Consider the following 25431-nt stretch of genomic DNA (forward strand, 5'->3'; position numbering starts at 1 on the left):
CCCATTCGATGCGAGCGAGAAAAAGGTCCCGCCGTCGGAACTCCGCTCGGATCGCGGTCACGACGCGGCTTCTTGGGCGCTGTTCGCCCACCAGCGCCCTACCCAGCCAGCACCGGGATAAGAGTCGCGGCGAAGGCGACGTCGAACAGCGCGAGCAGCACCACGAGGATCGCCCCGGGAACGCCGACGATCGTACAGATCAGCAGTGTGGCGAGCGATATCTGGACGGCTAGTCCGGCAACGTTCGCCACGACCAGGATCACGAGGCCGACGATCGCGTTGATCAACAGCGGTCTCAGGGATACCATGATTACGCTCTCGCCCCCGCGTACCTTGTAAGGGGACGCTTTCGCTCCGAACGGTGCGAGTCGACGCTCGACAGATTTTCAGCTGGACGCGACAATGAACGGTTGATTGTCTCCTATCGTGTTTCTCGCTCAGTACGCTCCCGCTGAGCGCTAGCTCGGATCGGGCGGCGCGGCGTCGACCCCGGCCGTTCACAACTGCTGGGCACCTATCGTTCGTATGGCGATCGAAGCGTCGTTCACGATCGACCAGTCCGAGTTCCCGCTGAGCGGCATCTTCGAGGAGCTGCCCGACGCGACCGTCGAACTTGATCGGGTCGTTCCGACGGACGATGCCGTCATTCCCTACTTCTGGATCCATGCCGAGGGGATCGACGGATTCAAGACCGATCTAGCGGACGACGCCGGGGTGCGCGACGCCACGATCATCGACGAAGTCGAGGACCAGATCTTCCTCCGTATCGAGTGGGACCTCTCCCGCGAGAGCGTCCTGACCGCGATGGTCGACACGCCCGTCACCCTGATCTCGGGGATCGGCGACGAGAGCCGGTGGACGTTCGAGGTCCGGAGCGCCGACCAGAAGGGCGTCTCCGAGTTCCAGACGTACTGCCGGAAGCGCGACATCCCGATCGAGCTCACCGAGCTCCACGCCCTGTCGTCGCTCCGGTCGGACCGCGAGTACGACCTGACCGAGGGCCAGCAGCGGGCGATGGTGCTCGCGTACACTCGCGGCTACTTCGACTCGCCGCGCGAGGCCACCCAGCGCGAGCTCGCGGACGAACTCGGAATCTCTCACCAGGCCGTTTCGTCGCGGTTACAGCGCGGCACCCGACGGCTCGTCGCGAGCACGCTCGTCATGAACGACTGAGCGATCGCGACGGGTATAAAAAGGGATTGCCCAGGCAAAAACCAGCGTCAAGCGGGTAGCGCCCTATTTTTTGGCTAATGGTGACTAACGACGAGAACTGTTGGACTGTGGCTGTCCGGATGCAGGCCGCCCGCGGTATACGCCCTCTCGACGGTCCTGACGATCCCGGCGGCCCGGACGATTCGATTGGTGCCGATCTGGTTGCGTCGATGGACTCCATCGAGTTCTGCAATGAGGAGGGGGTGTTCCGGGCGAGCTACGACGACTCGTGCGATCGGGCCAGCATGGCCGTGCTCGCGGTGATCTCTGCCGCGGAGCGCAGCGATCCCCTCGACTTGCCACCGTTGCAGTCCGCAACGGACGTCGACGCGCTCGATCAACTGTTCCGGCGGTCGGACGGCGGCGGCAGTGCATCCTTCCACTACGACGAATTCGACGTGACGGTCTTCGACGATGGAACAATCGAAGTTGAACGGGACTACTCCTGACGGTATCCGTTCTCGTTCGGAGGGAGGACCGTGAGTAGCCACGAACTGCCGAGTAGCGAGGCGCTTGTACTCGGTTCCCAGAAGTGGCGCGTGCTGGCCGCGCTGCTGGAGACCGATCGGCTGGACGCCGACCCGATCCTCCGGGATGATGAGTCGCTCGACTCGGAGGCCTACGTTTCGCTCGTGTACGAACTTCACCACGTTCACCTCCCCGAGTTGGCGGCCGCGGGGTTCGTCCGATTCGATCGCCAGGCCGACAAGGTGATCCGCGGGCCGCTGTTCGAGGCGATTCGTCCGTACCTCTACGGCGTCGAGGAACGACGGTAGCGTCGCAGCGACGTCGAGACGGCCTGCCTCCGCGCCTCAGAACCTCGTACCCGATCCGCTACTGTCCTGGTCCGGGTCGGCAAGTAGTCTTTTGTCACTCTTTGATCCGGGCGCCGGCGTCACGTCCCGTCGTTCCCCGCGCTCTCACATCGCGGCGTCGACCATCGCGAGGAGTTCGTCGACGTCCGGCCGATCCGAGGGCCGGGAACCCCGTTCGACGCTCGCGATCGCCGGCTCGACGCCGCGGGCGTCGACGACGACCGTCGCGGGCATCCGCCCGACGAGGTCGTGGACGGCCCCGAACGCGCCGAAGCGGACCGGCTGATCGTACGCTTCAGCCGCCTCGGCGTCAGCGTCGGCCAGCAGCGGGAACGGTAGATCGTACTTGTCTTGCCACTCCCGGGCGCGTTCGGCGGGCTCGGGGAGGACCGAGACCACGGCGGCCCGGCGCTCGCGGAACTCCTCGTAGCGGTCGGCGATCCGCTGGACCTGCCGCCGGCAGTTCCCGCAGTGGTAGTCGCGCTGGAACAGCACGACGACGGCGCCGCGATCGGCGTCCTCGGCGTACGCCGAGAGACGCAGGGGGTCGGGCCCCGCACCGGCGTTAGGCAGCTCGAAGTCGGTGATCGTCCTGCTCACGACCGCTCCTTGCGACGCAGTCACAATAGTCTTATCGCGCGGTCGGGTGGTCGCTCACCGCCCGCCGCCCCGGACGTGTACGCCGAACATCTTCGGACGCCGATCCCGTCGCCCGCCGCGTTCGTCGCCGTGTCAGTGTGCTTTTCCCCGTCGACCGCCAATGCCGGTCCATGGACACCGTCGAGGAGAAGCTGGCGGCGATGCGCGAGGACCTGGCCGAGCGGTCGGGCGTGCTCGTCGCCTTCAGCGGCGGCGTCGACTCCGGCGTCGTCGCCGCGGTCGCCCGCGAGGCGCTCGGCGAGGACGCCGTCGCCTGCACCGCCAAGAGCGAGACGCTGCCCGACGCGGAACTGGACGACGCCCGCCGCGTCGCCGACGAGATCGGCATCCGGCACGATATCGTCGAGTTCAGCGAACTGAGTAGTGATGAATTCGTCGCGAACGACGGCGACCGCTGCTATCACTGCCGGACGATGCGCCTCGGCGAGATGTTCGGGCACGCGAAGGAACTCGGCATCGAGACGGTCTGCGACGGGACCAACGCCAGCGACCCCGGGGAGGGCCACCGGCCCGGCCTGCAGGCCGTCGAGGAGCTGGACGCCCACTCGCCGCTGCTCGAACACGGCATCACCAAAGAGGAAGTGCGGGAGATCGCCGACCGCTACGATCTCTCGGTCGCCGACAAGCCCTCGATGGCGTGTCTCTCCTCGCGCATTCCGACGGGGCTGGAAGTCACCGAAGAGAAACTCACGCGCGTCGAGAAGGCCGAACGCGTCCTCCGCGAGTGGGGGTTCTCGCAGTTCCGCGTGCGCGACCACGACGGCCTCGCCCGGATCGAGGTCAGCCGGGACGAACTGGAGGTCGCGCTCGATCCCGACTTCGTCGAGACGGTCCGCGAGCATCTCTCGGATCTGGGCTTCGAGCACGTCACGCTCGACCTGCACGGCTACCAGACCGGCAGCGTCAGCCCCACCGACGAGGCCGAGGAGGACGACGAACCGCTCGTCGAGAACGTCTTCGAGACTGATTACAGCGCGCTGCGCTCGGAGTAGGACGGTCGGCGACGGCCGCGCCGCTGCGGCGTCACGTCGCCCGCTCGACGAGGTAGTTCAGGCCGACCTCGTTGGTTCCTTCTTCGTCGGCCCACTGCTTGGCTTCCGTCCGGGAGTCGAACGGCCCGGCGACCCGGTCGCCGTTCAGGGTGACGTAGTACTCGCTCACGTCCCCCAGAGAACGTCCGGTCGGCATAGTTTTTCCGGCTCTCACGGTTGCCGCCGCGGGATCACCGAGAGCCGCCTCGGCGTCACCGCGGGACGACGCCGCTCCTCGGCGCACGCGCACCACGTTTTATGACGATCGGCGTGCAACAAACGCGCATGATCGGGTGGTTCCGCGACCGGCTGTTCGGCTCGGGCGCCGACGCCGAGTCGGGCGACGACGCGGGCGAATCGGCGTCCGACGACGGTACGGTCTGGGATCTCACGCCGGACTGGCAGGTCGGCGACTACCGGCTGCAGGGCGCCTCCGTCTCGCGCGGCGAACAACAGGACGCCGTTCGCGAGGTTCACGAGCAGGCGTCCGAGATGGAGCGCGAACTCGGCGACCGTTGATAGTAGCCGATACTACGATTTCCCGCCTACAGTGGCCCGAGATTCGTGGGCAGTATAGTACACACTCCTCTCAGCGCCAGTCCCCAAATAGAACTTCTCTCAACAGCATTTTCGTGTAGATAAGGACGGCAAAAACAGCCATAGCGGCCACGAATCCGACTGCGACACCGACCAGCACAGTCGAAGGGACGGTACCTCTGCTGTATAGTTCTTGTGCAGACCGGGCGTACGATCAGCACGTCGGCCTCGCGGCCGTCGAACCGCGGAGAACGCTCTCCTCCGACAAAGAGTCTCACAAGCTACTGCTTAGAAGTTCCAATGAGGGAGCCAGACAGCCGCCCCGTGCTACTGTTCGTCGTCCAGAAACGTCGCTACGCACTCCCGCCGTAGCGTCAGCTCGCCGTCGGCGTCCTGTCGATCCCGTGAGTCGGGGTTCGGCGAGTCTCGCTCGTCCGCGTCGACGCCGACCTCCGTCAGCGCGCAGTTGCTGAGATCGATCTCCGCGATCGTCTCGGCCACGTCGTACCCTTTGAGCAGGCCGATCACGACGTGGATCGGCCCACCGTGGGTGACGATCAGCACGGTTTCCGCTTCGTCCAGTTCGTCGACCAGTTCCGTCCACGCGTCCCGAATGCGATCGTACACGTCCTGCCAGCTCTCGCCGCCCTCGGGGCGGGCGGCGGCGGCGGGGTAGCCGGACTTGCGCACCGAGAACTCGGGATACCCCTCGAACAGCTCCCGGTATGCCAGCCCCTGCAGGACGCCGAAGTCGCGCTCGCGCCAGGCCCGCGAGAACTCGACGTCGGCGTCGGGCAGCGACCGCCGGAGTTCGCGGGTCGTCTCGGTCGTCCGGCGCAGGTCCGACGCGACGATCCGGTCGACGCCGTACCGCGTCGCGACGTGTTCGCCGAGCGCGCGGGCCTGCCGGCGACCCTCCTCGTTGAGCGGCGAGGGCGCCCAGCCCTGGATTCGCCGCTCGGCGTTCCAGTCCGTCTCGCCGTGTCGCACCAGGACGACGGTTCCCATCGTCGTGTCGTTGCGCCCCCTGTCCCAAAGTAGCTTGGTGCAGCCGTCCCGACGCCGAGCGCACCCCGATCGTGGCAAACACTGCCAGAGGGATCTCGCTCTCTGGACGTTCGACCGGTTTTCGTGGGGGTCAGTGGCACTGAACGGTGGCGTTCGTCGAGAAGACTGCCGATGCCGGGCGAATATTGGGCCATCCTATACGTTCGTTAGATGGGGGATTGTTGTTGAGCACGATGGACGACGACGAGCTACCGGCGGACTGGGAGTGCGACGAGCGGTACGACCGGCTGGCGCGTCGGTCCGGTCGCGCCCCGACGTACGAGGGGTACGTTCACGACACGGGTGACGTGCGCCTCCACGTGGCGATGCCCGAGGCCGAGTCCGGCGAGGCCGGCGCCTACACGATCTTCCTCACGCTGTACCCCTACACGGAACTCTCCGAGCAAACCGAAGTACGCACCGTCACGACGAAGGGTCGCGCCGACGAGATCGTCTCGACGTTCGCGAACCTGTTCGTGGGTGCCTGTGATGGCCCCGCCGACGTCGAGGCTGCCGCCCAGTACGCGCTGGAGCGCACCCGTCCGGCGGACGTGACTGACACGTCGCTCGTGAACGACGGCGACTGACACCGGCCCGCGTTCGGCGGCGCATCCGCTCCGCGCTGGCAGCTCTTATGCGCCCTTGATGAGATTGGTCAGGCCGACAGTCTCGGCAACGACCCACGAAACGAACAAAGCGTAGGCGATCAGCAGGACGTACGATTCTACGCTCGTGAGTTCCAGATCCGTCCGCAGGAACGAAAACAGGAGCACGGTCGCGAGCGTCAGGACGCCGAGCATCGGCACCGCGACCGCGAAGTCGAAGGTGGCGGTGCCGACGATCAGCACGCCGATCGGGATCGCGACGAGGAGGTCGAACGTGTTCGAGCCGAGCACGTTCCCCAGACTCGTCAGTCCTCTTCCGTCTCTGGCGGCGCGGACGCTCACGAGCGTGTCCGGCAGGCTCGTCGCCGCCGCGACGATCGTCACGCCGGCGAGAAACTCGGGGATGCCGAACGTCGTGCTGAGCGACTCGACGCTGCCGACCAGTTGCTCGACCGCGACGAGGATGATGAGCAGGCTGATAGCGAGTCGTCCCCACTCGCGCCCCGCGGAGATGCTCGATGGAGCGTCGGGGGCGTCGTGATCGCCGACGTCTTGCCACTGGATGAACAGGTACAGCCCGTAGAGCAACAGCGGGATCATCGCCAGCGGCCGGGTGAGAGTACCGGCCAGTTCCGGGCCGTTCGCGGCGGGGACGTAGATGACCGCCAGCGCGAGCGTGACGACAAGCGCCGAGACGGCGATCATGTAGAACTGGGCCTCCTTGTACACGATGGCGCGGTTGGTCTCCAGCTCGCCGTCGGCCGCGATTCCGGCCAGCGCGGGGATCACGAGAATGTTGAAGATCGCCGAGCCGACGATGGCGCCGACGCCCATGTCGAACGTTTCGCCCAGAGCGGTGAACACGACGCTCGCCAGCTCCGGGAAGCTCGACCCGATGGCGACGACGATCGATCCCTGCACTACCGCGGGAAGCCCGTAGTACGCCGAGAGCTGTTCGGCGGAGTCTTCGAGCAGTCCGCTCCCGATCCAGATGAATCCGGTCGTGACGAGGACGACGAGAACGTTGACCAGCGTCGTATCCGGAAGCACGCCACCGAGGACCATTATCGAGTGGTTGCGTCCCGCCCTCTTTTAAGCATCCCGTTCCGCGCTCGCCCGGCCGGCGGCGTCACCGCCCGACCCAGCGCAACAGCAGCAGCGTCCCCTCGTAGAGTGTGACCATCGTTACGGCGACGATCAGCGGCGCCATCCCCGTCGGATCGGGGCTGAAGAGGAACGCGAGCCCCAGGAACGCGCCCCAGAACAGCAGCCGGTTGTCCGCCAGCCACTGTCGCGAGGTGATGCCCATCATCGTCGCCAGCATGATGAACAGCGGGATTTGGAACACGACGGCCAGCATCCCCATCATCGTCAGGATGAGGTTGAACGTCTCGCGCAGCCCGAACGCCACGTTGGCGGTCACGTCCGAGTAGTACAGGAAGTAGGTGAACAGGCCCGGGAGCACGAGGAAGTACGCGAAGGAGATGCCGACGAGCGCGAGCACGAGGCTGGTCGGCACCGCCGCGAGGTAGTAGCGCCGCTCGTTGGGGTACAGCCCCGGCCGCATGAACAGGTACGTCTCGTACACGGCGACGGGCAGCGCGATCGTCAGCCCGGCGAGGCTCGCGAGCTTCAGCTCGGTGAGCTTGAGCTCCAGCGGGCCGTACACGTGGGGCGATGCGACGTCCTGGGTCGGCAACACGCCGTACCAAACTGTCGTGATCAGGTTCTCGGCGACCGGAAACGCCGCGACGGTGACGACCGACGCGGCAAAGAGCACGATCGCCAGCCGGTTGATCATCTCCTCGACGTGGTCGGCCAGCGGCATCTCCTCGTCGTCGGGCGGCTGGCTGATCCCGACCTCCGAGGATCCGTCGCCCGGCGTCTCGTCGGCCACGCTGCCGGTGCCGGCGACGCCGACGTCCGAGCCGGCGTGGCTTCCGTCGGTCCGGGCGGCCGACTCCGGCGGCTCGTCGTTGACGCCGTTCGCGTCACCGGAACCCCCGCTGACGCCGTTCGCGCCCGGGGCCTCCTCGTCGATTCCGGTCTCGTTCGTGATATCGTCCACGTCCGGTTTCGTGACGTCCTCGCCGCGCGTCTCCGGGGCGTCGGGACCGATGTCGTCCTCGTCGGGGAGCATCCGATCGGTCGATCGCTCGACGCCGTCGTCTGACGGCGCGTCTTCGGGGGACGGTTCGCCGTCCTCCTCGTCGCCGCTGTGGTCGTTAGGCGAGGGGTCGTGGTACGACCGATAGGAATCGGGCGTCGACGCCTCGTCGTCGGCGCTCCCCCCATCTCCGTCGGCGTCCGATCCGACCTCGGCGTCGACGTCCGGCTCGACCTCGGCGTCGATCTCCGATTCGACCTCGTCGGCGTCGTCGGGGCGATCCGACGGCTGCTCGGACGAGACCGCCGGCTCCTCGTCCGAATCGTCGTCGTACTCGTCGGGGACCCGGCCCCCGTCGCCCGGCTCCTCGGCCATCTGGTCGAATGTAGGCGGACCGTGCGTTATAGGCCTTTTTACTGCACCGCAGTACCGCACGGGGAGAAGAAGATTGATAACGGGCAGTCCGTTACCCCTCAGTACCTATGAGTTCGGCCGTCGACGAGGACACGGTCCAGACCGTTCAGGCCGGCCGCGAGACGATCGCGGGCGTGCTCTCGTCGGCCCAGACGCATCTCCAGAAGGCCTTCGTCGCGTTCGTGATCGGGATGATGGGGACGATCTGGGCGATGCGCGCGTTCGTCTGGGAGTTTCTCGAAGCCAACACCAAATCGCGGATGGGTCCGAAGACGGCCGAGGCGACCGACATCGTCGTCCGGACGCCGTTCGACGTCATCCTCCTGCAGGTGAAGATCGGACTGGCCGTCGGTATCCTGTTCGCGGTCCCCGTCTTGCTGTACTACGGTCGCGAAGCCATCCTCGACCGCGCCGACTCGTCGATCCCGATCAACACCCAACGGGTCGTCGGGTTCGCCGTGGTCTCGGTCGCGCTGTTCGTCGGCGGCGTGATCTACGCCTACGGGGTCTTCTTCCCGTACATGTTCGAGTTCCTGGCGAGCAACGCCCAGCAGGCCGGCGTGAAGCCGAGTTACGGCATCGTCGAGTACACCGAGTTCATCCTGCTGTTGACGCTCTCGTTCGGGTTGGCCGCCCAGCTTCCGATGGCGATGGCCGTCCTGTCGTACACGGAGATCATCCCCTACGAGACGTTTCGCGACAAGTGGAAGTACGCCGTGCTGGGCATCTTCGTCTTCGGCGCCGTGTTCTCCCCGCCGGACCCGTTCACCCAGATCATGTGGGCGCTCCCGCTGGTGGCGCTGTACGGCGCCAGCCTGGGTCTCGCGAAGCTCATCACGAACATCAAACGCGCCGGGCAGGCGGCTGACTCGGTCGAGTCGCGGAAGTTCCGGCGCCGCGGCCGCAACCTCGCGCTCGCGCTGGTGCTCGCGTTCGTCGGGACCGTCCTCGTCCTGTCGACCGGCGGCCCAACCGTCGCCAACGAGTATCTCCTTCCGGTGCTGCCCGACATGCTCCGGCCGGCCGGCGAGTTCGTCGCCGGCGATCCGCTCGCCCGCGTCTGGGTAGCCGTTCAGGCCACCGCGGTCGTCGCGCTGCTGGGGATTATCTACAACACCGTCCGGGTGCTCCAGTCGCCCGTCCAGCCGCGGCGCGCGGATCGGCAATCGACCACTACGGTAGCCGACGCTGACGCCGACGGCGAACCGGCACCCGCCAGCGCTGGCGGGCCCGCCGACCTCGACCTCGACGAACTCGACGCCGCCGGCGTCCGCGCGGCGCCGCCCGAGGCGTTCCTCTCGCTGACCGAGGACGAGGCGCTGGCCCACGCCAAGCGCGCGATGGACGACGACCAGCCGGACAAGGCCCAGCTGATCCTCGATCGGTTCGACGAGCTCGACGCCGAACGTGAGGACGCCGACGCCGCTGGCGCCGCCGGCGACGCCGCTGCCGCCGAAGGCGGAAGCGCCGACTCGGACGACGAGTCGGGCAGCCTCCTGACCGGCACCGCGGCGGGGATGATGGACCCGTTCACCGAGGACGAGACGACCGAGGAGGAGATCGGCGGCTACTTCTACGATCTCCAGTTCATCGTCTCCAGTCTCACCTCGAAGCTGTTCCGCATCGTCGGGCTGATGATCGCGGTGTTCGTCGGCGTGTTCGTCTGGCTCTACTCCGGCGGGATCGGGAAAATCCGGGACCTGTTCCTCGCGCAGGTGCCCGAGACGCTCCGCCCGGAGGACGCTAGCACTGAGGCGCTCGACGCCACCGGCGAGATCATCGCGCTCCACCCCGTCGAGGTGCTGATCTTCGAGGTGCAAGTCAGCACGATCCTCGCCGTGGTCGTCGCGCTCCCGCTGATACTGTACTACGCGTGGCCGGCCCTCGAAGAGCGCGGGCTCGTCGCACAGGGCAAAGTCTCGCGGTCGGTCTTTTTCGTCTGGGGCGGCTGTCTCGTCGCCGGCCTGATCGGCGGCAGCCTGCTGGGCTTTTTCGTCATCGCGCCGGAGCTGATCTCGTACTTCGTCGCGGACGCGAAGGCCGCCGGGATGATCGTCTCCTACCGGCTGCGCAACTTCTTCTGGCTGATCTTCTCGTTGACGATCGGGATCGGCCTGCTGGCGAACATCCCCGTCACCATGCTGCTGTTCCACCGCAGCGGCGTCCTCTCGTTCCGGTCGATGATGGATCGCTGGCGCGTCATCGTCCTCGTGATCTTCGCGGTCGCCGGCGTGGCGACGCCCAACGGCATCCTGACGATGTTGCTGTTCGCGGCGCCGATCTCGGTGGCGTACCTGATCGGGCTGGGCCTGCTGTGGGCGGTTACCCTGCCCGGTCGCCTGCGCGGACGCGGCGGCTCGCCGGCCTGACGGCGGCGTCGCGGCATCGCCGCGCCCGCACCCCGCTCCGAACGCTGTCGCCAGTTTGATGCGGATTCGCAGGTACTCCTCGGGTATGCCAAAGATCAGCGTCGAGATTCCCCAAGAGCTGCTGGCGGACCTCGACGAGCACGTCGGCGACGACGGGAAGTACGTCAACCGCAGCGAGGCCGTGCGAGCCTCGATCAGGAAGAATCTCGATATTTTAGACGAGATCGACGAGCGCCACGGGCGGCTGGACGAAGAGTAGCGGTATCGCCGTCGGTCGGGACCCCGACCGTGTCGGCGGTCGAGCCGTCGATCGCCGTCAGTCGATCCGCTCGGCGAAGCCGAACCGTTCCTTGATCTCGTCGACGCGGACTCGCACCGTCTCGCCGGTCTCGGTGTCAGGCACGAACAGCCGGAATCCCTCGACGCTGGCGATGCCGTCGCCCTCGCTGCCGACGTCCTCGATCTCGACCTCGATCTCGTCGCCGGGACTGACCGGCGCGGTCAGGCGTCCCTTCGCGACCAGATACACCTCGGAGGACTCGTCGCGGCTGGCGTCGGGCGCCATCGTCCGGACGTACTTGAACTCCTCGTCGATGTCCTCGCGGAGCGGTTCGACGTCCTGTCCCTGAAAGATCTTCGTCGCGAAGTCGCCGCCGCTGTCGAGCACTTCCAGCGCCGTCTCGAACGCCTGCCGAGCGAGGTGGGCCGAGCGCGCGGCGTCGAGGTTGTACTCGCCGGTCATGTTCGGCGCCATGTCAGAGACGACGGCGTCGACTTTGCCCGCGACCTCGACGACTTCCTCGCGCGTACTCTCCTCGGTCATGTCGCCACGGACGTACTCGATCCGCGCGTCGGCGTCGACGTCGTCGATCCGCTGGCGGTCGACGCCGATCACGGTCCCCTCGGCGCCGACTTTCTCGGCGGCGACCTCCATCCACCCGCCGGGCGCCGCGCCGAGGTCGACGACCGTATCGCCCTCCTCGATGAGATTCTCCGCGGCGTCGAGCTGCTTGAGCTTGTAGGCCGAGCGGGCGCGGTACCCCTCCTGCTTGGCCTTGTTGTAGTAGTGGTCTTTTCCAGCCATCTGATTGCCCGTAGTTGTCCGCCAGCGGGTTTACGCGCTTCGCTTGGCGGTTCTCGCCGCCGCGCAACTCGGGGTGGCTACAGCCACTGGCGTGCTGCCGTCACGATCACCGCGACCGCGCCGCACCGACGCCGATCCACCACGCGAGCGATCCTTCCGGTGCGCCGAACGTACCGCCCTGTGACTGGTAGTACACCGCGTACGCCGCGACGGCGACACCGACGAGAAACACCGCGGCCGCGATCGGCGAGTCGCGCGCGTCCGAGAGCGTGACTCTCATGCGTAATAGTTGATTCTCTGACACCAAAGGCCTTTCCACGCCCCCGACCCGACTGCGGACGCCTCGCACGCGCGAGCGCGAACGCGGGGGTTTTTATGCCGTGGCGCTAAAAATCCGATCAATATGTTCAAGGCGATCGTTAGCGCCGAGACGCTCGGGACGGCGTTGGACTCCGTGAGCGTGCTGGTCGACGAGTGCAAGATCCACCTCGAAGAGGACGGCATCGCCATCCGCGCGGTCGACCCCGCGAACGTGGGCATGGTCGATCTCTCGCTCGATGCCGCGGCGTTCGAGTCCTACGAGGCCGACGGCGGCCTCATCGGCGTCAACCTCTCCCGGCTCGAAGACATCGTCGGGATGGCCGACTCCGGTCAGCTCGTCGAGCTCGAACTCGACGAGGAGACGCGCAAGCTCCACATCCAAATCGACGGCCTGGAGTACACGCTGGCGCTGATCGACCCTGACTCGATCCGCCAGGAGCCCGACATCCCGGATCTCGACCTGCCCGCCGAGATCGTCATCGAGGGCGGCGACATCAACCGCGCGGTGACGGCCGCCGACATGGTGTCCGACCACATCGCGCTGGGCGTCGACGCCGACGCGGAGACGTTCTACGTCGAGGCCGAGGGCGACACCGACGACGTCCACTTCGAACTCGACCGCGAGGATCTGATCGATCTGCAGGCCGGCGAGGCTCGCTCGCTGTTCAGCCTCGACTACCTGAAGGACATGAACAAGGCGATCGCCAAGGACGGCGAGGTCACCACGGAACTCGGCGAGGAGTTCCCCGTCAAGATGCACTTCGACATCGCCGAGGGGCAGGGATCGGTTACGTTCATGCTCGCGCCGCGGATCCAGTCGGACTGATCCGACGGTTTCGATCGTTTTCACTCGGTGGGGTCGGAAGCGCCCTTTATCACCGTCCCGTCGCAAGGTTCGGGTAGGTAACCCGGTCCACCACTCACCGCGGGATCGCACCGCACCCACGACTTGATACATCCATGACCACGACAATCGCCGTCAGCGACACGCCGTTCGTCAAGCAAGACGTCGTCAGCGACGAGCTCGCACCGATCGATCACGAACTCGTCCCGATCCCCACCGGGGACCGGGAAGCAATCGTCGACGCCGATCCGGAGGCGCTCGTCCTCGACGTCAACACCGGCGTCGACGCCGATCTCGTCGACCGACTCGACGACCTCAAAATCGTCGCTCGCGCCGGCACCGGCTTCGACAACGTCGACGTCGAGGCCTGCCAAGACGCCGGGGTCACCGTCGTCAACGTGCCCGGCTACTCCACGAACGAGGTGGCGACTCACGCGTTCTCCTTACTGCTCGCGTGTCGCCGCACGCTCGTCGAGTACGACCGCGAAGTCAAGGCCGAGGAGTGGAACTGGATGCCGGACCGTCCGTTCCCCCGCTTCTACGGCTCCACGCTCGGCGTCGTCTCCTTCGGGACGATCGCCCAGCGGCTCGCAGATCTCACCGCGGGGTTCGACCTCGATCTGGTCGTCTACGATCCCTACGTCGACGAGGCGACGACCGACGAGTACGACGCCGACCTCGTCGAGTTCGAGGAACTGCTCGATCGGGCCGACGCCGTGACGATCCACGCGCCGCTCACCGAGGAGACGCGCGGGATGTTCGACGCCGATGCCTTCGAGCGCCTGGCCGACCACGCCATCGTCGTCAACGTCGGACGGGGCGGCATCGTCGACGAAGATGCGCTCTACGAGGCGCTCGTCGACCGGGAGATCTTCGGCGCCGGCCTCGACGTCATGGACGACGAGCCGCCCACCGGCTCCCCGCTACTGGAGCGCGACGACGTCGTCCTCACGCCTCACGCAGCGTGGTACTCCGCGGACTCCCACCAGGATCTCAACGAGATCGTCGCCGGCGACGTCCGGCGCGTGCTGCAGGGCGAGGAGCCGAAGAACCCCGTCGAGCCGAAGGGCTGGTGAGTTCGGAATTCGTGCGCTCGGCCGACGCGTTCTGACGTCGACGCCGCGCGAAAACTCAGACGTTCCGGTCGATGATCGACTTCGCCGCGGTCGCCTTCTCCTTCCAGCCGTACCCTTGCTCGTAGACGTGGCGCTTGCTGTCGACGAGCTGCTCCGGACTGGACTCCTCGAAGCCGCCCCGGGCCCAAGTCCCGGTTTCGTGGAGCCACTCGACGACGTGCTCCCGGGTTTCGTCCCACGAGAGGCCGACCATCTCGTACCACGCGATCAGCGCGAACACGCTGTTGTCGTGACAGCCCGGGACGCTGCCCTTCTCGTAGATCGTCTTGATCGGGTCGTGGGTCGGCGTGCTGACCCGCTCCTTGCGCTCCTCGGGCGTGAGCAGTTCGAGCACGTCGTCGCTCTCGCGGACGCGGTGCTCCCGACGCAACTGGGAGAGCGCGGCGGCGTGCAGGCCGCTCCAGCGCCCGTCGACGGCCTCCCGGAGCGCCGGCTCGGGCCGGGGCTCGGCGGAGAGGACGGCGAGCACGTCGGTGTAGGCTTTCTCGACGGACTCCCAGTCGGTCCCCGAGAACCGGCAGCCCGGCTCGTGGAGATCGTTGGTCGTCCGACAGCCTGGACAGGGGTACCCGAAGTACGGCACAACACGCGATGCTACGCTCGGCGCATCAAAAGGATGCCGATTGCTCACCGTGGAGCCCGGACGCGGCCGTCAGCAGACTGGTACGTACTCCGAACCAACCGGGCATTTTATCGGTGACCGACCGAAACGGCAGGCCGATGAAGCGGCTCCACGCGCGGTACCCCTTCCTCGATTCGGCCCGGGACGCCGTCGAGACAGCCGAGGTCGACCTCGCCGAGCTGGTGCTTCGCGAGGACGCCGCGGCGGTCGACCGGGCGGTCGAGCGCGTCGACGCCGCGCTCTCGGAGGACTCGGTCGGCCAGCCCCACCGGCGCGCGCGGGTCGAACTGCTGTCTTACCCCATCGCACGCGTGCTGGTTTCGCTGGTCGACGAGCCGATGCTCCAGCGCAAGTACGCCCACGCCGAGGCCGCGACCGCCCGCGAGCGTTTCGAGGCGGACGTCGACAACGACGCCGAACTCAAAAGCACCAGTGGCGGCCGGTTGACGACCGAGCGACTGCTCGCCGAGTTCGACCTCGCCGGCGACGTTCGATCGACCGGCGACGACCAATATCTCGTCGCCGTGGGTCCCTATCTCCGACTCTCGGGCGGGCTCGACGGCGAGGAGTGGCGTCTGGCGACGCGCGCGCTCAGCGACGGCGAGGTGCCGGTCGACGAGGGCGAACTCCGCGACTTACTGGAGGCGGCGATCCGCGAGCGGGTCGCCGACGGCCTCCCGCTGTCGGTGCCCGAGCCGATCGCCGAGGGACTCGCCGAGGCCGTCGAGCGCATCGAGGACTCGCTGGCCGACCGCGAGCTCCGCCACGACTTCGACGCCGTCGTCCCGTCGCTGTTCCCGCCCTGCGTGCGCGCGCTGCTCGAACGGATCGACGCCGGCGAGTCGCTCGACGAGCCCGGTCGGTTCGCGTTGACGGCGTTCCTGACGAGCCTCGGGATGGCGCCCGACGCCGCGGCGGATCTGGCGGCGGGCGCGGCCGACGCCGGCGAGTCGGTCCGCTACCAGGCCGCTCACCTCGGCGACGAGGAGGATCCCGGCTACGCGCCGCCCAGCTGCGCCAGCATGGCGGAGTACGGTCTCTGCGTCGATACGGACGAACTCTGCGAGGAAATCGACCACCCGATCACGTACTACGACCGGCGGCTCGACGACGCCGACGCTGCCGCGGCGACCAACGAGTAGCTCAGGCCAGTTCGGGCGTTTCGTCGTCGTTGCCGTCCGCTCCGGTCACCTTCGTCGCGAGCACGTAGCCGATGGCGGCCATCACGAAGATGAAGACGATGAGCGCGCCGACCAGCATCTGTCCGCCCTGCGTCGTGAGGCCCGAATCCGTCGAGTAGGTCGCGCCGATCGCCATCATCGACCCGATCATCAGGGCGAGCGCCCCGATGGAGACGGCGATATCGATTTTCTGCTCGCGATCTAAGTCCATACTCGGTGAAACCCCCGGACCGGCAAAAAGCGCTTCGATGAGGACGACGATTTCGCACGGTCGGGGACTGGCTGCACCTGAAGTCTGGGTGAGTTGTAGTGGCTGCTATTGGCCGTTTTAGTGCCGCTAATGGGCGTTAACGCCACTATTTCGACTGGAAGACTTACCCGTCCGGAGCCCCTACTGTCACCCATGACGCAAACCGAACACACGAGCGCGTCAGAGCGACGGCGGGGAGTGCGAGCGGGCGGCGCGAACGGGGAGTTCGACCGGCGAACGCGGCGGGCCCTCTCCGAGCGGATGGCCGTGACGCCCGTCGGCGGCGGCACGTACGAGGTCGACAGCGAGAGCGGCCACAGCTACCTGGTCGACCTCGAAGGCGGGCGGTGTACCTGTCCCGATCACGTCTACCGCGGCGCGCGGTGTAAACATCTCCGGCGCGTCGCCATCGACGTTTCCGAGGGCAGGGTCCCGCCGCCGGGGAAGGTAGCCGTCGACTGCGAGGTCTGTGGCGCCGAGCTGTTCGTCGACGAGACGGCTCCGGGGCCGCACCTCTGTGCGGACCACGAGTTCGACGTCGGCGACGCGGCCTACGACCGCAACACCGGCGATCGCGTGCTCGTGGTGGCGCCGCCCGCCGGCCGGGCCGACGAGGTCCCGATCCGGCACGGGCGGACCGTCGCCGACCACTACTCGAACGCCGACTATCCCGAGGACGACGCCGTCGTCGCCGCGGTGTACGCCCAGGCGGTCCGGATCACCGAGGACGGGACGGTCCCCTCGGAGCTGACCGTCTACTCGTTCCCGCGATCGCGGCTCTCACAGGTGCCGGTCGAGAATTCGGCCGGTTCGGAACGGCGTCACGACGCCGGAGCGAGGTCGCAGGACGCCGATCAGCGGCGTCGGGAGCGCAGCGGCAACGCCGAGCAGCGGCGCCAGAAGAACGGCAGCGGCGCCGAGCAGCGGCGTCTGGACGACGCCGAGCGGCGCAGTTCCGGCGTCGTCCGCTGATCGCCCCGCTTTTCGACCGATTTTACCGCTTTTGGAGTTTCACGTCGACGCCGTCTTTGGGATGCATCGTCAGCGACCCGCGCAGCTCCAGCTCTCCGTCGCCGACTCCGTCGAGTCGGTACTCGCTCGCGATCGTCGCCAGCACGATCGTCGCCTCGGTCAGCGAGAACTGCTTGCCGATGCAGGAACGGGGTCCGGCGCCGAACGGGAAGTAGGCGTACGTGGGGTGGTCCGAATCGTCCCAGCGCTCGGGCCGGAACGCCTCGGGATCCTCGAAGTAGCGCGGATCGCGGTGGGTCGCCCACTGGGATAGCATCACGAGCGAATCTTCCGGAATCTCGTACCCTCCGATCTCGACGTCCTCGTCGGACTGGCGGAACATCGCGTACACCGGCGGGTACAGCCGCATCGCCTCGTCGAGAACCTTCCGGACGTAGGTGAGCTCTCGGACGTCCGCGAACGTCGCCCGGCCGTCGACGACGGCGTCGACCTCCTCGTGGACCTTCCGTTCGGCGTCGGGATGCTCCGAGAGCAGGTGCCACGTGTACGTCAGCGCCAGCGCCGTCGTGTCGTGGCCCGCCAGCAGCATCGTCATCAGCTCGTCGCGGATCTGCCTGTCGTCGATCTCGTCCTCGCGGCGCGCCCGGAGCAGGATCGACAGCAGGTCGTCGTGGTCCTCGATGGAATCTCGTCGCTCGGCCACGATGTCGTCGATCACGCCCTCCAGCGTCTCGATGGCGTCGTGGTACTCGCGGTTCTCCGGCGTCGGCAGCCAGTCGGGGACGACCACGCGCCGCGGTTCCGGCTCGAAGCGCCGCCCCAGCGGCTCTAAGTTCTCCTGGACCACGCGCGTGCGCGCCTCCCCGAGGTCGGCGCCGAACATCGCGTCAACGATGATCCCGACGGTGAGTTGCGCCATCTCGGCCTCGACGTCGCGCACCTCGCCGGGCTCCCAGCGTTCGATCAGGTCCTCGGTGCGTTCGGCCATCATATCGGCCAGGTCGGCGACCCGGTCGGGCGCGAACGCGGGCTGGGCGAGCTGGCGCATCTCGCGCCAGAACGGCCCCTCGCTGAGCAAGAGTCCCTGGCCCAGCAGCTCCTCCATCGCGTCGGTCTGGAAGTCGGGCTTGCTAAAGCGGTCGGCGTCGTCGACCAGCACCCGCTCGACGGCGCGCGGCGTCGTGAACAGGTACGTTTGCTGGCGACCCAGCCGGAACGTCGCGGCGTCGCCGTAGGCGTCGCGCATGTCGGTCGCGAACCGGAACGGGTCGCGGGCGTAGTACGGCGTCGCGCCCACCAGCGGGAGGTCCTGGGGTCCGGGCGGCTGTGGGTGCATCTCACAGGATATTGGTCTGCACGAACAAGAGTCTCTCGCCCGTTCCGCGACCGACAGAGCGGTGCGAAGCGTCCGGTTCGTTGAACCACGGACTCCGTTTCGAACGACGGCGGCGTGTCAGCCTCTCGCAAAGCACAACTCCTCTTTAGCTATCGTCATTATTTTGACCGTGCTGTCGCTCGTTGCACGTATGCGACGGCGAGCACTCCTCGGGTGTCTAACCGCTCTCTGCGGCGGTATCTCCGGATGCAGTGCGCTCGAAACGACGGCAGCCCCACAGTCGAACAGGACGCAGCGGCCGCCGACGGAAGTCAGGTCCTCGCTACCGGAGTCCGTCGATCAAACGTTCGACGTCACCGTCGAGGAGCAGACCGACGGATACGTTCGACTCCGAGTGACGACGACGCTCAGCGGGGGCTCGGAGGATCTCACACCGACTCGGATGACACTCAAGTTCAACGAGGACAATGAGCTTCAGGACGAAGCCGTGATTTCGGACCCCGAGTTCGGCCAGTCGATCACGAAAACGCTCTCCGGAGATATCGGTACGGGGGAGAGAGACGTGAGTCTGAGTAGTCACACGGAGTTCGAACCACACGGATCGCTGTCGCTGCACTACACGAAACTCCTCCCGGAGGAGTGACGGCCCGTCCGTTTCCGCGATGTCGCAACCCGTCGCAGTTGGTTCGGCTACTCCCCCACGTCGTCCAGCCGCGCCTGGCTGGAGTGGCCGGTCAGCTCGTCGAAGTCCGTCCCCTCCGAGAGCGCAGTTTCTTTTTTGACGCGGTAGTTTCCGCCGTCCGTGGTGTAGAGGTCGGCGGGATGGAAGAAGTACCAGTCCTCGCGGTCGAACCGGACGCCGATGCGGGGCTTGGCGCCGAAGTTCTGGGAGAAATAGACCAGCGCCTCGACCTCCTCGCCCGTGAGATAGATGGGGTCGCCCGCACTGGACTTCGCCTCGATCGCGTAGAAATCCCCGCCGTTGCCAGCCAGCGCATCGGGCAGTTCCCGCTCGGTCGCGCTCCCGCTGGCCGGCGCCCGCATCACCGCGAAGCCGGCCTCGTCTAACTTGTTGACGAGTTCGCGCTCGCGCCGGTCGCCTTTCGCGTTCGACATTAGCGGTAGGTGGGGCGGGTCGCTCTTGAACCCCCTGATTGGCGTCTGAATCGCGGACGGCGATACGGTCAGTCCGCCGACTCGGGGCGGCGCGGTCTGCCCGCCGACGCGACGCGGAAGCGTTCGGTCACGCCGCGCAGCTGTTCGGCCCGGTTTCGAGTTCGGCGGCGTCCTCCTCGGTCTCGACCGACCGCTCGCCGGCGTTGATCGCGATGATCGTCTCGTAGCTCGATGGCTTCTCGGGGAGATCGTCGGTGATCCGGTCGACGAACGCCTCGCGGTCGAGGCCGAGCAGATCGAGGTCGGTCCGCAGGTCGCCCAGCCGCGCCCGGATCGGCTCGCCGCGGCTGCCGCTCTCGTAGCGGTTGTCGGCGGTCACCGAGACGTGTCCCGGAAGCACGGTCAGGTCGTCGTCGAGTTCCAGTAGTGTCTCGTGGAGCGACTCGTAGAGCAACTCGGCGCCGCGCTCGGCGCCTTCCTCGCCGAAGCTCAGCTCCGTCCGGCCCACCGAGTCGACGAACAGCGTGTCCCCCGAGAGCAGGTACTCGTCGTCGACCAGCAGGTTCGCCATGTCCATCGTGTGGCCGGGCGTGTGCAGAGCCCGCACCTCGACGCCGCCGAGATCGATCCGCTCGCCGTCGTCGAGCGATTCGTAGTCGTGCTCGACGGTCGGGTCGTCGACGTCGATCCCGAGCCGGTAGGGAACGTCCAGCCGCTCGGCCAGCCCCGGCCCGCCCGAGACGTGGTCGGCGTGGACGTGGGTGTCGACGACCGCCGTCACGTCCAGCCCCAGCTCCTGGGCCGCGACGGCGAACTCGTCGGTCTGGCGCGTCGGATCGACGACGACGGCCTCGCCCGACGATCGGGAGCCGACGACGTAGCCCAGACAGCCCGTCGCGGGGCGCTGAATCTGCCGAACGAGCAGGTCGCCGTCCGCGACGTCGACGTGCTCGTGGACCGTCGCCCACTCTTCCATCCCGCCGCGGACGACGCTCACGCCGTCGTACCCCTCGTCTTCGAGGTTGAGGGCGAACGGCGTCGAGGTGAGTCCTTTCCCGCAGATCGCGACGATCGGATCGCCGTCGACCGCGGCTTCTACCTGCCGCAGGTGCTCGTCGCCGAACCCCTCGTCCGGATCGAACGGGACGTTCGCGGCGCCGTGGACGTGCCACTGATCGAAGCTGTCCTCCTCTCGCGTGTCGACGAGCGTGAACCGGCCGCCCTCCTCGAGCCTGTCGGCCAGCTCCCTCGCGGTGATCTGGTCGATCATGGATCGATCTACGAGCGATGGATCAATATCGGTTCGTACCAAGTGGTTTGGGCCCGGCTACTCGTCGTCGGCGTCCAGAGCGATGCCACAGCGCAGTTCGGCCGGCCCCGCGAACTCGGTCTCGGTGGGCGGCGTCCCCGCGTCGGCGTCGTCCGCGGTCGTTTCGTCGTCCCGTTCGCCGTCCGCGTCGTCGCTCCGATCTACGGACATACGGTGCGTCTTCGCGTAGCCATTCATTGTTATAGCGCAGCTAACTGGACCGTAACTGGCACGTTTCCGAAGGTAGGCGGTAGGTACTCCGTTCGCCAAAAACGGGGCCGGGCGCGCTCGCGACTACACCCGATCGAGCAGCCACATGGGTATCCTACACCTGATCCAGCAGCCAGACCAGCAATCCCTTCTGGGCGTGCAGGCGGTTCTCGGCCTGATCCCACACCGCGGCGCTATCGGACTCCATGACGTCGTCGGTGATCTCCTCGCCGCGGTGGGCTGGCAGGCAGTGCATCACCGAGGCGTCGTCGGCGTGAGCGAGCAGGTCCTCGCTGACCTGGAACCCGTCGAAGGCGTCCATCCGCACGTCGCGCTCGTCCTCTTGGCCCATGCTGATCCAGACGTCGGTGTAGATCACGTCGGCGTCGGTGGCGGCTTCGACTGGATCGGACGTGATCGTCGGATCGCCGCCCATATCGCGGGCGCGCTCGACGACGTCGTCGTCGATGCCGTACCCCTCCGGCGTCGCGACGGTCAGATCGATGTCGGTCAGTGCGCAGCCCAGCACGAACGACTGGGCGACGTTGTTGCCGTCACCGATCCACGTCGCCTGCACGTCCTCGAACCCGCCCTCGTGCTCGCGGATCGTCAGCAGGTCCGCGAGCGTCTGGCAGGGGTGGGCGTCGTCGGTCAGCCCGTTGACGACGGGCACGTCGGCGTATCGGGCCAGCTCGACGGCGTTGGCGTGCTTGAACACGCGGGCCATCAGCACGTCGACGTACCGCGAGAGCGCCCGCGAGGTGTCGCGCAGGGGCTCGCCGCGGCCGAGTTGGATGTCGTCCTCGCCGAGGAAGATGGCGTGGCCGCCCAGCTGGGTCATCCCGGTCTCGAAGGAGACGCGGGTGCGCGTCGAGGGCTTCTGGAACAGCATGCCCAGCGTCTGCTGGTCGAAGTCGTCGTGTGGTCCCTCGTCCTCGAACTCGGCTTTGTACTCGGCGGCGACGTCGAGAACGTCGTCGAGTTCGTCGCCCGTCAGGTCGTCGACGTCGAGGAAGTGGCGTACCTCCGAGTCGCCGTACTTGCCGGGTGCGCGCCGGCTGTCGCGAGCGTCGCTCATTCGTCGTCACCCCGCAGGCGCTCGGCGACATCGACGAGCACGTCCACCGAGCGATCGTACTCTTCGAGTGCGAGGTGTTCGTTCGGCGCGTGGTCCAGATCCGAGTCGCCCGGGCCGTAGGTGACCATCGGGCAGTCCCAGTGCTGAGCGAACACGTTCATGTCGCTGGTGCCGGTCTTGCGCAGCAGGCGCGGGTCGCCGTCGGCCTGCCGGATCGCGACGCGGAACGCCCGGGCGACGTTCGTCCGGGGGCTCTGCATCACGGGCTCGACCTTGTCGTTCCAGTGGACGCTGCCGACGCCTTCGAGGTAACCGTCGGCGATCTCGCGGACCTCCTCGACGGTGAGCCGCGGCGGCACGCGCAACTGGACGTCCATCGTCGCCTCGACGGAGAGGCCGTCGTCGGTCAGGCCGCCATCGAGGTCGGTGGGCTTGGGCGTCACCTGCTCGAAGACCGGGCCCCACTCGTCCTCCTCGAACTCGTCTTCGACTTTCGACCACCAGGCGATGGCGTCCTGAATGGCGTTGTTCTCCGGCCGCGAGCTGTGGCCGGACTCGCTCGTCGCGACGTAGGTGCCCGCGAGCAGGCCCCGGTAGCCCAGCGTGATGCCGTCCCAGCCGCTGGGTTCGCCGTTGATAACGGCGTCGGGTCCCGACTCTCGGTCCTCGACGACGTGACGCGAGCCCCGCGAGTCGACTTCCTCGCCGGTGACGCCGATGAAGCTCACGCCGGTGCGGACGGCGGCGACGGCCATCGCGGCCAGCGGGCCGGTGGCGTCGACGCTCCCGCGTCCCCACAGCGCCTCGCCGGCGCGGATCCCCTCGTCGTACTTGCTGTCGTCGATCCGAACGGGGATGTCGCCCGGAACGGTGTCGATGTGCGACGTGAGGAGCACCGAGTCGTCGGCCGGCGCGCGCACGTTACCGATGTCGTCGATCCACGCCTCGCGGTCGTGGGCCTCGAAGAACTCGACGAGGCGCTCGGCGACGGCTTCCTCCTCGCCGGTCGGCGAGGGGATCTCCACGAGGTCGACGAGCAGGTCGCGCGCGTCGTCGGCCGAGATGGTGGCGAGTGCGGAGCTCACGAGCCATCACCCAGTTCCTCGACCAGCGCGTCGACCACCTGATCGGCGTGCTCGCGCTCGATCGTCAGCGGCGGCAGCAGCCGCAGCACCGATCGACCGGCCGGCAGCGCGAGGATGCCGTGGTTCAGCGCGAGCTGCTTGAGCAGGCGGTTCGAGCCGCGCTTGACCTCGACGCCGATCATCAGTCCTTCGCCGCGAACGTCCCGCACCGTGTCGCCGAGTTCGGCCTCGATCTCCTCGCGCAGGTAGGAGCCGACCTCGGCGGCGTGTTCGGGGACGTCCTCGTCGACGATCGTCGAGACCGTCGCCTCGGCGGCGGCGCTGATGACCGGCCCGCCCGAGAACGTCGAGGCGTGCGAGCCGTAGTTCTCGGCGATCCAGTCGCGACACAGCGTCGCGCCGATCGGGAACCCGTTGCCCAGCCCCTTCGCGCTGGTGAGGATGTCCGGGACGACGCCGCTCTGCTCGGCGGCCCACAGCGTCCCCGTCCGGCCCATCCCGGTCTGGACTTCGTCGAAGATCAAGGCGGCGTCGTTGGCCTCGGTCTCCTCGCGGGCGGCTTCGAGGAACCCTTTTTCGGCGGGGTTGATCCCGCCCTCGCCCTGGATCGGCTCGACGATCACCGCGGCGGTGTCGTCGTCGACCGCGTCGGCCAGCGCGTCGGGATCGTTGTACGGGACGAACTCGACGTCGCCGATCAGCGGCTCGTAGGGCTTCTTGTACTTGTCTTTCCAGGTGGTCGCGAGCGCACCCATCGTGCGGCCGTGGAACCCCTGCATCGTCGCGACGATCTTCGAGTCACCCGTCGCCGACCGGGCGAACTTCAGCGCGGCCTCGTTGGCCTCGGTGCCGGAGTTACAGAGCCAGGTCTTGTCGATGCCCTCGGGTGCGGTCTCGGCCAGCAGTTCGTAGATCGCCGTCCGGGACTCGACGGGATACGACGCCTGCACGTACGTCAGGTCGTCGAGCTGGTCGCGCACCGCGGCGTCGACGGCGTCGTGGCCGTGGCCAAGCGGGACGCAGGCGTAGCTCGCGCCCATGTCGAGGAATTCGTTCCCGCCGTCGTCGTACAGGTACGGTCCGTCGCCCGATTCGATCTGGATCGGCTTCTCGTTGAAAATGAATCCGCTCATTGTGTCGCCTCCTCGGTGTCCTCGTCCGCGTTCTCGCCCTCGCCGTCCGCGTCCGTTTCGGCGTCCGCATCGTCGGCATCCTCGTCGGGTAGCGCGCTCGCCGCGATGTGCGTGCCGCCGCCGTCGACGGCCGACAGCACCGGCTCTTCGGCGTTGGCGTCCGCGACGACGACTTCTTCCGCGCCGCCCGACAGCGCCTCCTTGGCGGCCATGACCTTCTTCGTCATGAACCCTTCAGCGGCGTCCTCGATCCGTTCGAGGCCTGCGGGGTCGTCGGCCGTCTCGATCAGCGTCGAGTCGTCCTCGGGATCTTCGAGTACGCCGGGCACGTCCGTCAGCACGACGAGCGTGGCGTCGAGCGCGCCGGCGACCGCCGCCGCGGCGCGGTCGGCGTCGGCGTTGACGGCGGTGTACCCGCCCGACTTCTCCTCGCCGAGCATCGGCACCGTCACGACGGGCGTGTACTCGCCGTCGAGCAGCGTCTCCAGCAGATCGGCGTTGACGTCGGTGATCTTCCCCGAGTGGTCGCCGCGCTTGATCTTCTTTTTACCATCTTCGACGACGCGCACGGCCGACTTCCGGCGGCCCGAGAGCACCTGTCCGTCGACGCCCGACAGGCCCACCGCGTTGACGCCCTGATTCTGCAGGGCCTCGGTGAGGTCGGTGTTGAGTTTTCCAGGTAGCACCATCTCGAAGACCTCCATCGTGCGCTCGTCGGTGAACCGTCCGACGACGCCGCCCGGCGTCTCGACGTAGGTGGGTTCCTCGCCCAGTTCTTCGAGCGTGTCGTCGACGGCCGTCGAGCCGCCGTGGACGACCACCACGTCTTCGCCCTGCGATACGAGCTCCGCGACGTCGGCCAGCGCTCCCGCGGGGTCGACCGCGCGCGCGCCGCCGATCTTGAGTACAGTCGTCATGAGTATTCTTGTTAGCTACTGTGAAACAGTGGGTCGGTAT

The 25431-nt window shown here is 67.3% G+C and carries 31 protein-coding genes; 13 read left to right on the forward strand and 18 right to left on the reverse strand.

Translation table 11 applies throughout. The features are described 5' to 3' along the window. Positions 1-98: 98 nt before the first annotated feature. Positions 99-308: a pro-sigmaK processing inhibitor BofA family protein gene (locus NO931_RS14680; RefSeq protein ID WP_256393105.1), complete on the reverse strand. Its 210-nt coding sequence runs from the start codon at positions 306-308 to the stop codon at positions 99-101. A gap of 217 nt (positions 309-525) precedes the next feature. Between NO931_RS14680 and NO931_RS14685 the strand changes: the two genes are divergently transcribed. The 3 genes from NO931_RS14685 (at position 526) to NO931_RS14695 (ending at position 1988) form a co-directional block, all read left to right on the forward strand. Further along, the gene (locus NO931_RS14685) at positions 526-1173 is read left to right on the forward strand and encodes a helix-turn-helix domain-containing protein (RefSeq protein ID WP_256393106.1); all 648 of its coding nucleotides are present in this window, start codon (positions 526-528) and stop codon (positions 1171-1173) included. Between the two features lie 80 nt (positions 1174-1253). Then, positions 1254-1661 (forward strand): HalOD1 output domain-containing protein, encoded by a 408-nt coding sequence (locus NO931_RS20765; protein WP_256393107.1) that lies wholly within the window; start codon positions 1254-1256, stop codon positions 1659-1661. Between the two features lie 30 nt (positions 1662-1691). Next, entirely contained in the window at positions 1692-1988 is a 297-nt protein-coding gene (locus NO931_RS14695) for a DUF7344 domain-containing protein (RefSeq protein WP_256393108.1), read from the forward strand. Positions 1989-2132: 144 nt separating this feature from the next. Here the strand turns inward: NO931_RS14695 and NO931_RS14700 are convergent, their stop codons facing one another. Continuing rightward, positions 2133-2627 carry a peroxiredoxin family protein gene (locus NO931_RS14700; RefSeq protein ID WP_256393109.1) on the reverse strand — a complete coding sequence of 165 codons (495 nt, stop codon included), beginning with the start codon at positions 2625-2627 and terminating at the stop codon, positions 2133-2135. Positions 2628-2797: 170 nt separating this feature from the next. Here NO931_RS14700 and larE point away from each other — a divergent pair, with 170 nt between their 5' ends. Continuing rightward, entirely contained in the window at positions 2798-3679 is an 882-nt protein-coding gene (gene larE / locus NO931_RS14705) for an ATP-dependent sacrificial sulfur transferase LarE (RefSeq protein ID WP_256393110.1), read from the forward strand. A gap of 31 nt (positions 3680-3710) precedes the next feature. On the opposite strand, the gene NO931_RS14710 is transcribed toward larE, so the two are convergent. Beyond that, positions 3711-3848 carry a hypothetical protein gene (locus tag NO931_RS14710; RefSeq protein WP_256393111.1) on the reverse strand — a complete coding sequence of 46 codons (138 nt, stop codon included), beginning with the start codon at positions 3846-3848 and terminating at the stop codon, positions 3711-3713. A gap of 155 nt (positions 3849-4003) precedes the next feature. Between NO931_RS14710 and NO931_RS14715 the strand changes: the two genes are divergently transcribed. Next, positions 4004-4237: a hypothetical protein gene (locus NO931_RS14715; protein ID WP_256393112.1), complete on the forward strand. Its 234-nt coding sequence runs from the start codon at positions 4004-4006 to the stop codon at positions 4235-4237. 345 nt (positions 4238-4582) lie between these two features. On the opposite strand, the gene NO931_RS14720 is transcribed toward NO931_RS14715, so the two are convergent. Further along, a complete protein-coding gene (locus tag NO931_RS14720) occupies positions 4583-5263 on the reverse strand; it encodes a histidine phosphatase family protein (RefSeq protein WP_256393113.1) in 681 nt (226 codons plus the stop codon). 233 nt (positions 5264-5496) lie between these two features. Between NO931_RS14720 and NO931_RS14725 the strand changes: the two genes are divergently transcribed. Next, positions 5497-5889, forward strand: a complete 393-nt coding sequence (locus tag NO931_RS14725; RefSeq protein WP_256393114.1) for a hypothetical protein — start codon at positions 5497-5499, stop codon at positions 5887-5889. Positions 5890-5934: 45 nt separating this feature from the next. Here the strand turns inward: NO931_RS14725 and NO931_RS14730 are convergent, their stop codons facing one another. After that, positions 5935-6972 (reverse strand): sodium:calcium antiporter, encoded by a 1038-nt coding sequence (locus NO931_RS14730; RefSeq protein ID WP_256393115.1) that lies wholly within the window; start codon positions 6970-6972, stop codon positions 5935-5937. A gap of 64 nt (positions 6973-7036) precedes the next feature. Next, positions 7037-8389: a twin-arginine translocase subunit TatC gene (locus tag NO931_RS20770; protein ID WP_310737326.1), complete on the reverse strand. Its 1353-nt coding sequence runs from the start codon at positions 8387-8389 to the stop codon at positions 7037-7039. Between the two features lie 107 nt (positions 8390-8496). On the opposite strand from NO931_RS20770, the gene NO931_RS14740 reads away from it, so the two are divergent. Further along, the gene (locus NO931_RS14740; RefSeq protein WP_256393116.1) at positions 8497-10797 is read left to right on the forward strand and encodes a twin-arginine translocase subunit TatC; all 2301 of its coding nucleotides are present in this window, start codon (positions 8497-8499) and stop codon (positions 10795-10797) included. An 85-nt stretch (positions 10798-10882) separates the two neighbouring features. Then, complete coding sequence (locus tag NO931_RS14745; protein ID WP_097009434.1) at positions 10883-11056, forward strand: ribbon-helix-helix domain-containing protein; 174 nt, start codon at positions 10883-10885, stop codon at positions 11054-11056. Between the two features lie 57 nt (positions 11057-11113). Here the strand turns inward: NO931_RS14745 and NO931_RS14750 are convergent, their stop codons facing one another. Beyond that, positions 11114-11881: an RlmE family RNA methyltransferase gene (locus tag NO931_RS14750; RefSeq protein ID WP_256393117.1), complete on the reverse strand. Its 768-nt coding sequence runs from the start codon at positions 11879-11881 to the stop codon at positions 11114-11116. Between the two features lie 106 nt (positions 11882-11987). After that, positions 11988-12161 carry a hypothetical protein gene (locus tag NO931_RS14755; protein ID WP_256393118.1) on the reverse strand — a complete coding sequence of 58 codons (174 nt, stop codon included), beginning with the start codon at positions 12159-12161 and terminating at the stop codon, positions 11988-11990. Positions 12162-12284: 123 nt separating this feature from the next. On the opposite strand from NO931_RS14755, the gene NO931_RS14760 reads away from it, so the two are divergent. Together NO931_RS14760 and NO931_RS14765 are read left to right on the forward strand one after the other, a co-directional pair. Next, positions 12285-13028, forward strand: a complete 744-nt coding sequence (locus NO931_RS14760) for a DNA polymerase sliding clamp (RefSeq protein WP_256393119.1) — start codon at positions 12285-12287, stop codon at positions 13026-13028. Positions 13029-13162: 134 nt separating this feature from the next. Next, the gene (locus NO931_RS14765; RefSeq protein ID WP_256393120.1) at positions 13163-14122 is read left to right on the forward strand and encodes a C-terminal binding protein; all 960 of its coding nucleotides are present in this window, start codon (positions 13163-13165) and stop codon (positions 14120-14122) included. A 55-nt stretch (positions 14123-14177) separates the two neighbouring features. Here the strand turns inward: NO931_RS14765 and NO931_RS14770 are convergent, their stop codons facing one another. After that, entirely contained in the window at positions 14178-14765 is a 588-nt protein-coding gene (locus NO931_RS14770; protein WP_256393121.1) for a DUF7474 family protein, read from the reverse strand. Between the two features lie 137 nt (positions 14766-14902). Between NO931_RS14770 and NO931_RS14775 the strand changes: the two genes are divergently transcribed. Beyond that, complete coding sequence (locus tag NO931_RS14775; RefSeq protein ID WP_256393122.1) at positions 14903-15946, forward strand: DNA primase large subunit PriL; 1044 nt, start codon at positions 14903-14905, stop codon at positions 15944-15946. A gap of 1 nt (position 15947) precedes the next feature. Here the strand turns inward: NO931_RS14775 and NO931_RS14780 are convergent, their stop codons facing one another. Beyond that, entirely contained in the window at positions 15948-16196 is a 249-nt protein-coding gene (locus NO931_RS14780; protein WP_256393123.1) for a DUF7472 family protein, read from the reverse strand. Between the two features lie 192 nt (positions 16197-16388). Here NO931_RS14780 and NO931_RS14785 point away from each other — a divergent pair, with 192 nt between their 5' ends. Then, the gene (locus NO931_RS14785; protein ID WP_256393124.1) at positions 16389-17207 is read left to right on the forward strand and encodes an SWIM zinc finger family protein; all 819 of its coding nucleotides are present in this window, start codon (positions 16389-16391) and stop codon (positions 17205-17207) included. A gap of 22 nt (positions 17208-17229) precedes the next feature. Here the strand turns inward: NO931_RS14785 and NO931_RS14790 are convergent, their stop codons facing one another. Further along, on the reverse strand, positions 17230-18543 hold the full coding sequence (locus NO931_RS14790; RefSeq protein ID WP_256393125.1) for a cytochrome P450: 1314 nt from the start codon (positions 18541-18543) through the stop codon (positions 17230-17232). A gap of 163 nt (positions 18544-18706) precedes the next feature. Between NO931_RS14790 and NO931_RS14795 the strand changes: the two genes are divergently transcribed. Continuing rightward, positions 18707-19186, forward strand: coding sequence for a hypothetical protein (locus NO931_RS14795; RefSeq protein ID WP_256393126.1), 480 nt, complete (start codon positions 18707-18709; stop codon positions 19184-19186). A gap of 47 nt (positions 19187-19233) precedes the next feature. Here the strand turns inward: NO931_RS14795 and hjc are convergent, their stop codons facing one another. The 7 genes from hjc to NO931_RS14830 all read right to left on the reverse strand — a co-directional run bounded on the left by hjc (position 19234) and on the right by NO931_RS14830 (position 25391). Beyond that, a complete protein-coding gene (gene hjc / locus NO931_RS14800; protein ID WP_256393127.1) occupies positions 19234-19659 on the reverse strand; it encodes a Holliday junction resolvase Hjc in 426 nt (141 codons plus the stop codon). Between the two features lie 127 nt (positions 19660-19786). Next, positions 19787-20929 (reverse strand): MBL fold metallo-hydrolase, encoded by a 1143-nt coding sequence (locus tag NO931_RS14805; RefSeq protein ID WP_256393128.1) that lies wholly within the window; start codon positions 20927-20929, stop codon positions 19787-19789. 57 nt (positions 20930-20986) lie between these two features. Further along, positions 20987-21139, reverse strand: coding sequence for a hypothetical protein (locus NO931_RS14810; RefSeq protein WP_256393129.1), 153 nt, complete (start codon positions 21137-21139; stop codon positions 20987-20989). Positions 21140-21293: 154 nt separating this feature from the next. After that, positions 21294-22256 (reverse strand): ornithine carbamoyltransferase, encoded by a 963-nt coding sequence (gene argF / locus NO931_RS14815; RefSeq protein ID WP_256393130.1) that lies wholly within the window; start codon positions 22254-22256, stop codon positions 21294-21296. After that, positions 22253-23341: a [LysW]-lysine hydrolase gene (locus NO931_RS14820; protein WP_256393131.1), complete on the reverse strand. Its 1089-nt coding sequence runs from the start codon at positions 23339-23341 to the stop codon at positions 22253-22255. Before NO931_RS14820 ends, argF begins: the two co-directional genes overlap by 4 nt. Next, complete coding sequence (locus NO931_RS14825) at positions 23338-24474, reverse strand: aspartate aminotransferase family protein (protein ID WP_256393132.1); 1137 nt, start codon at positions 24472-24474, stop codon at positions 23338-23340. Before NO931_RS14825 ends, NO931_RS14820 begins: the two co-directional genes overlap by 4 nt. Next, positions 24471-25391, reverse strand: a complete 921-nt coding sequence (locus tag NO931_RS14830; protein WP_256393133.1) for an acetylglutamate/acetylaminoadipate kinase — start codon at positions 25389-25391, stop codon at positions 24471-24473. Before NO931_RS14830 ends, NO931_RS14825 begins: the two co-directional genes overlap by 4 nt. Positions 25392-25431 lie beyond the last annotated feature (40 nt).

This window comes from Natronoarchaeum rubrum (assembly GCF_024494695.1).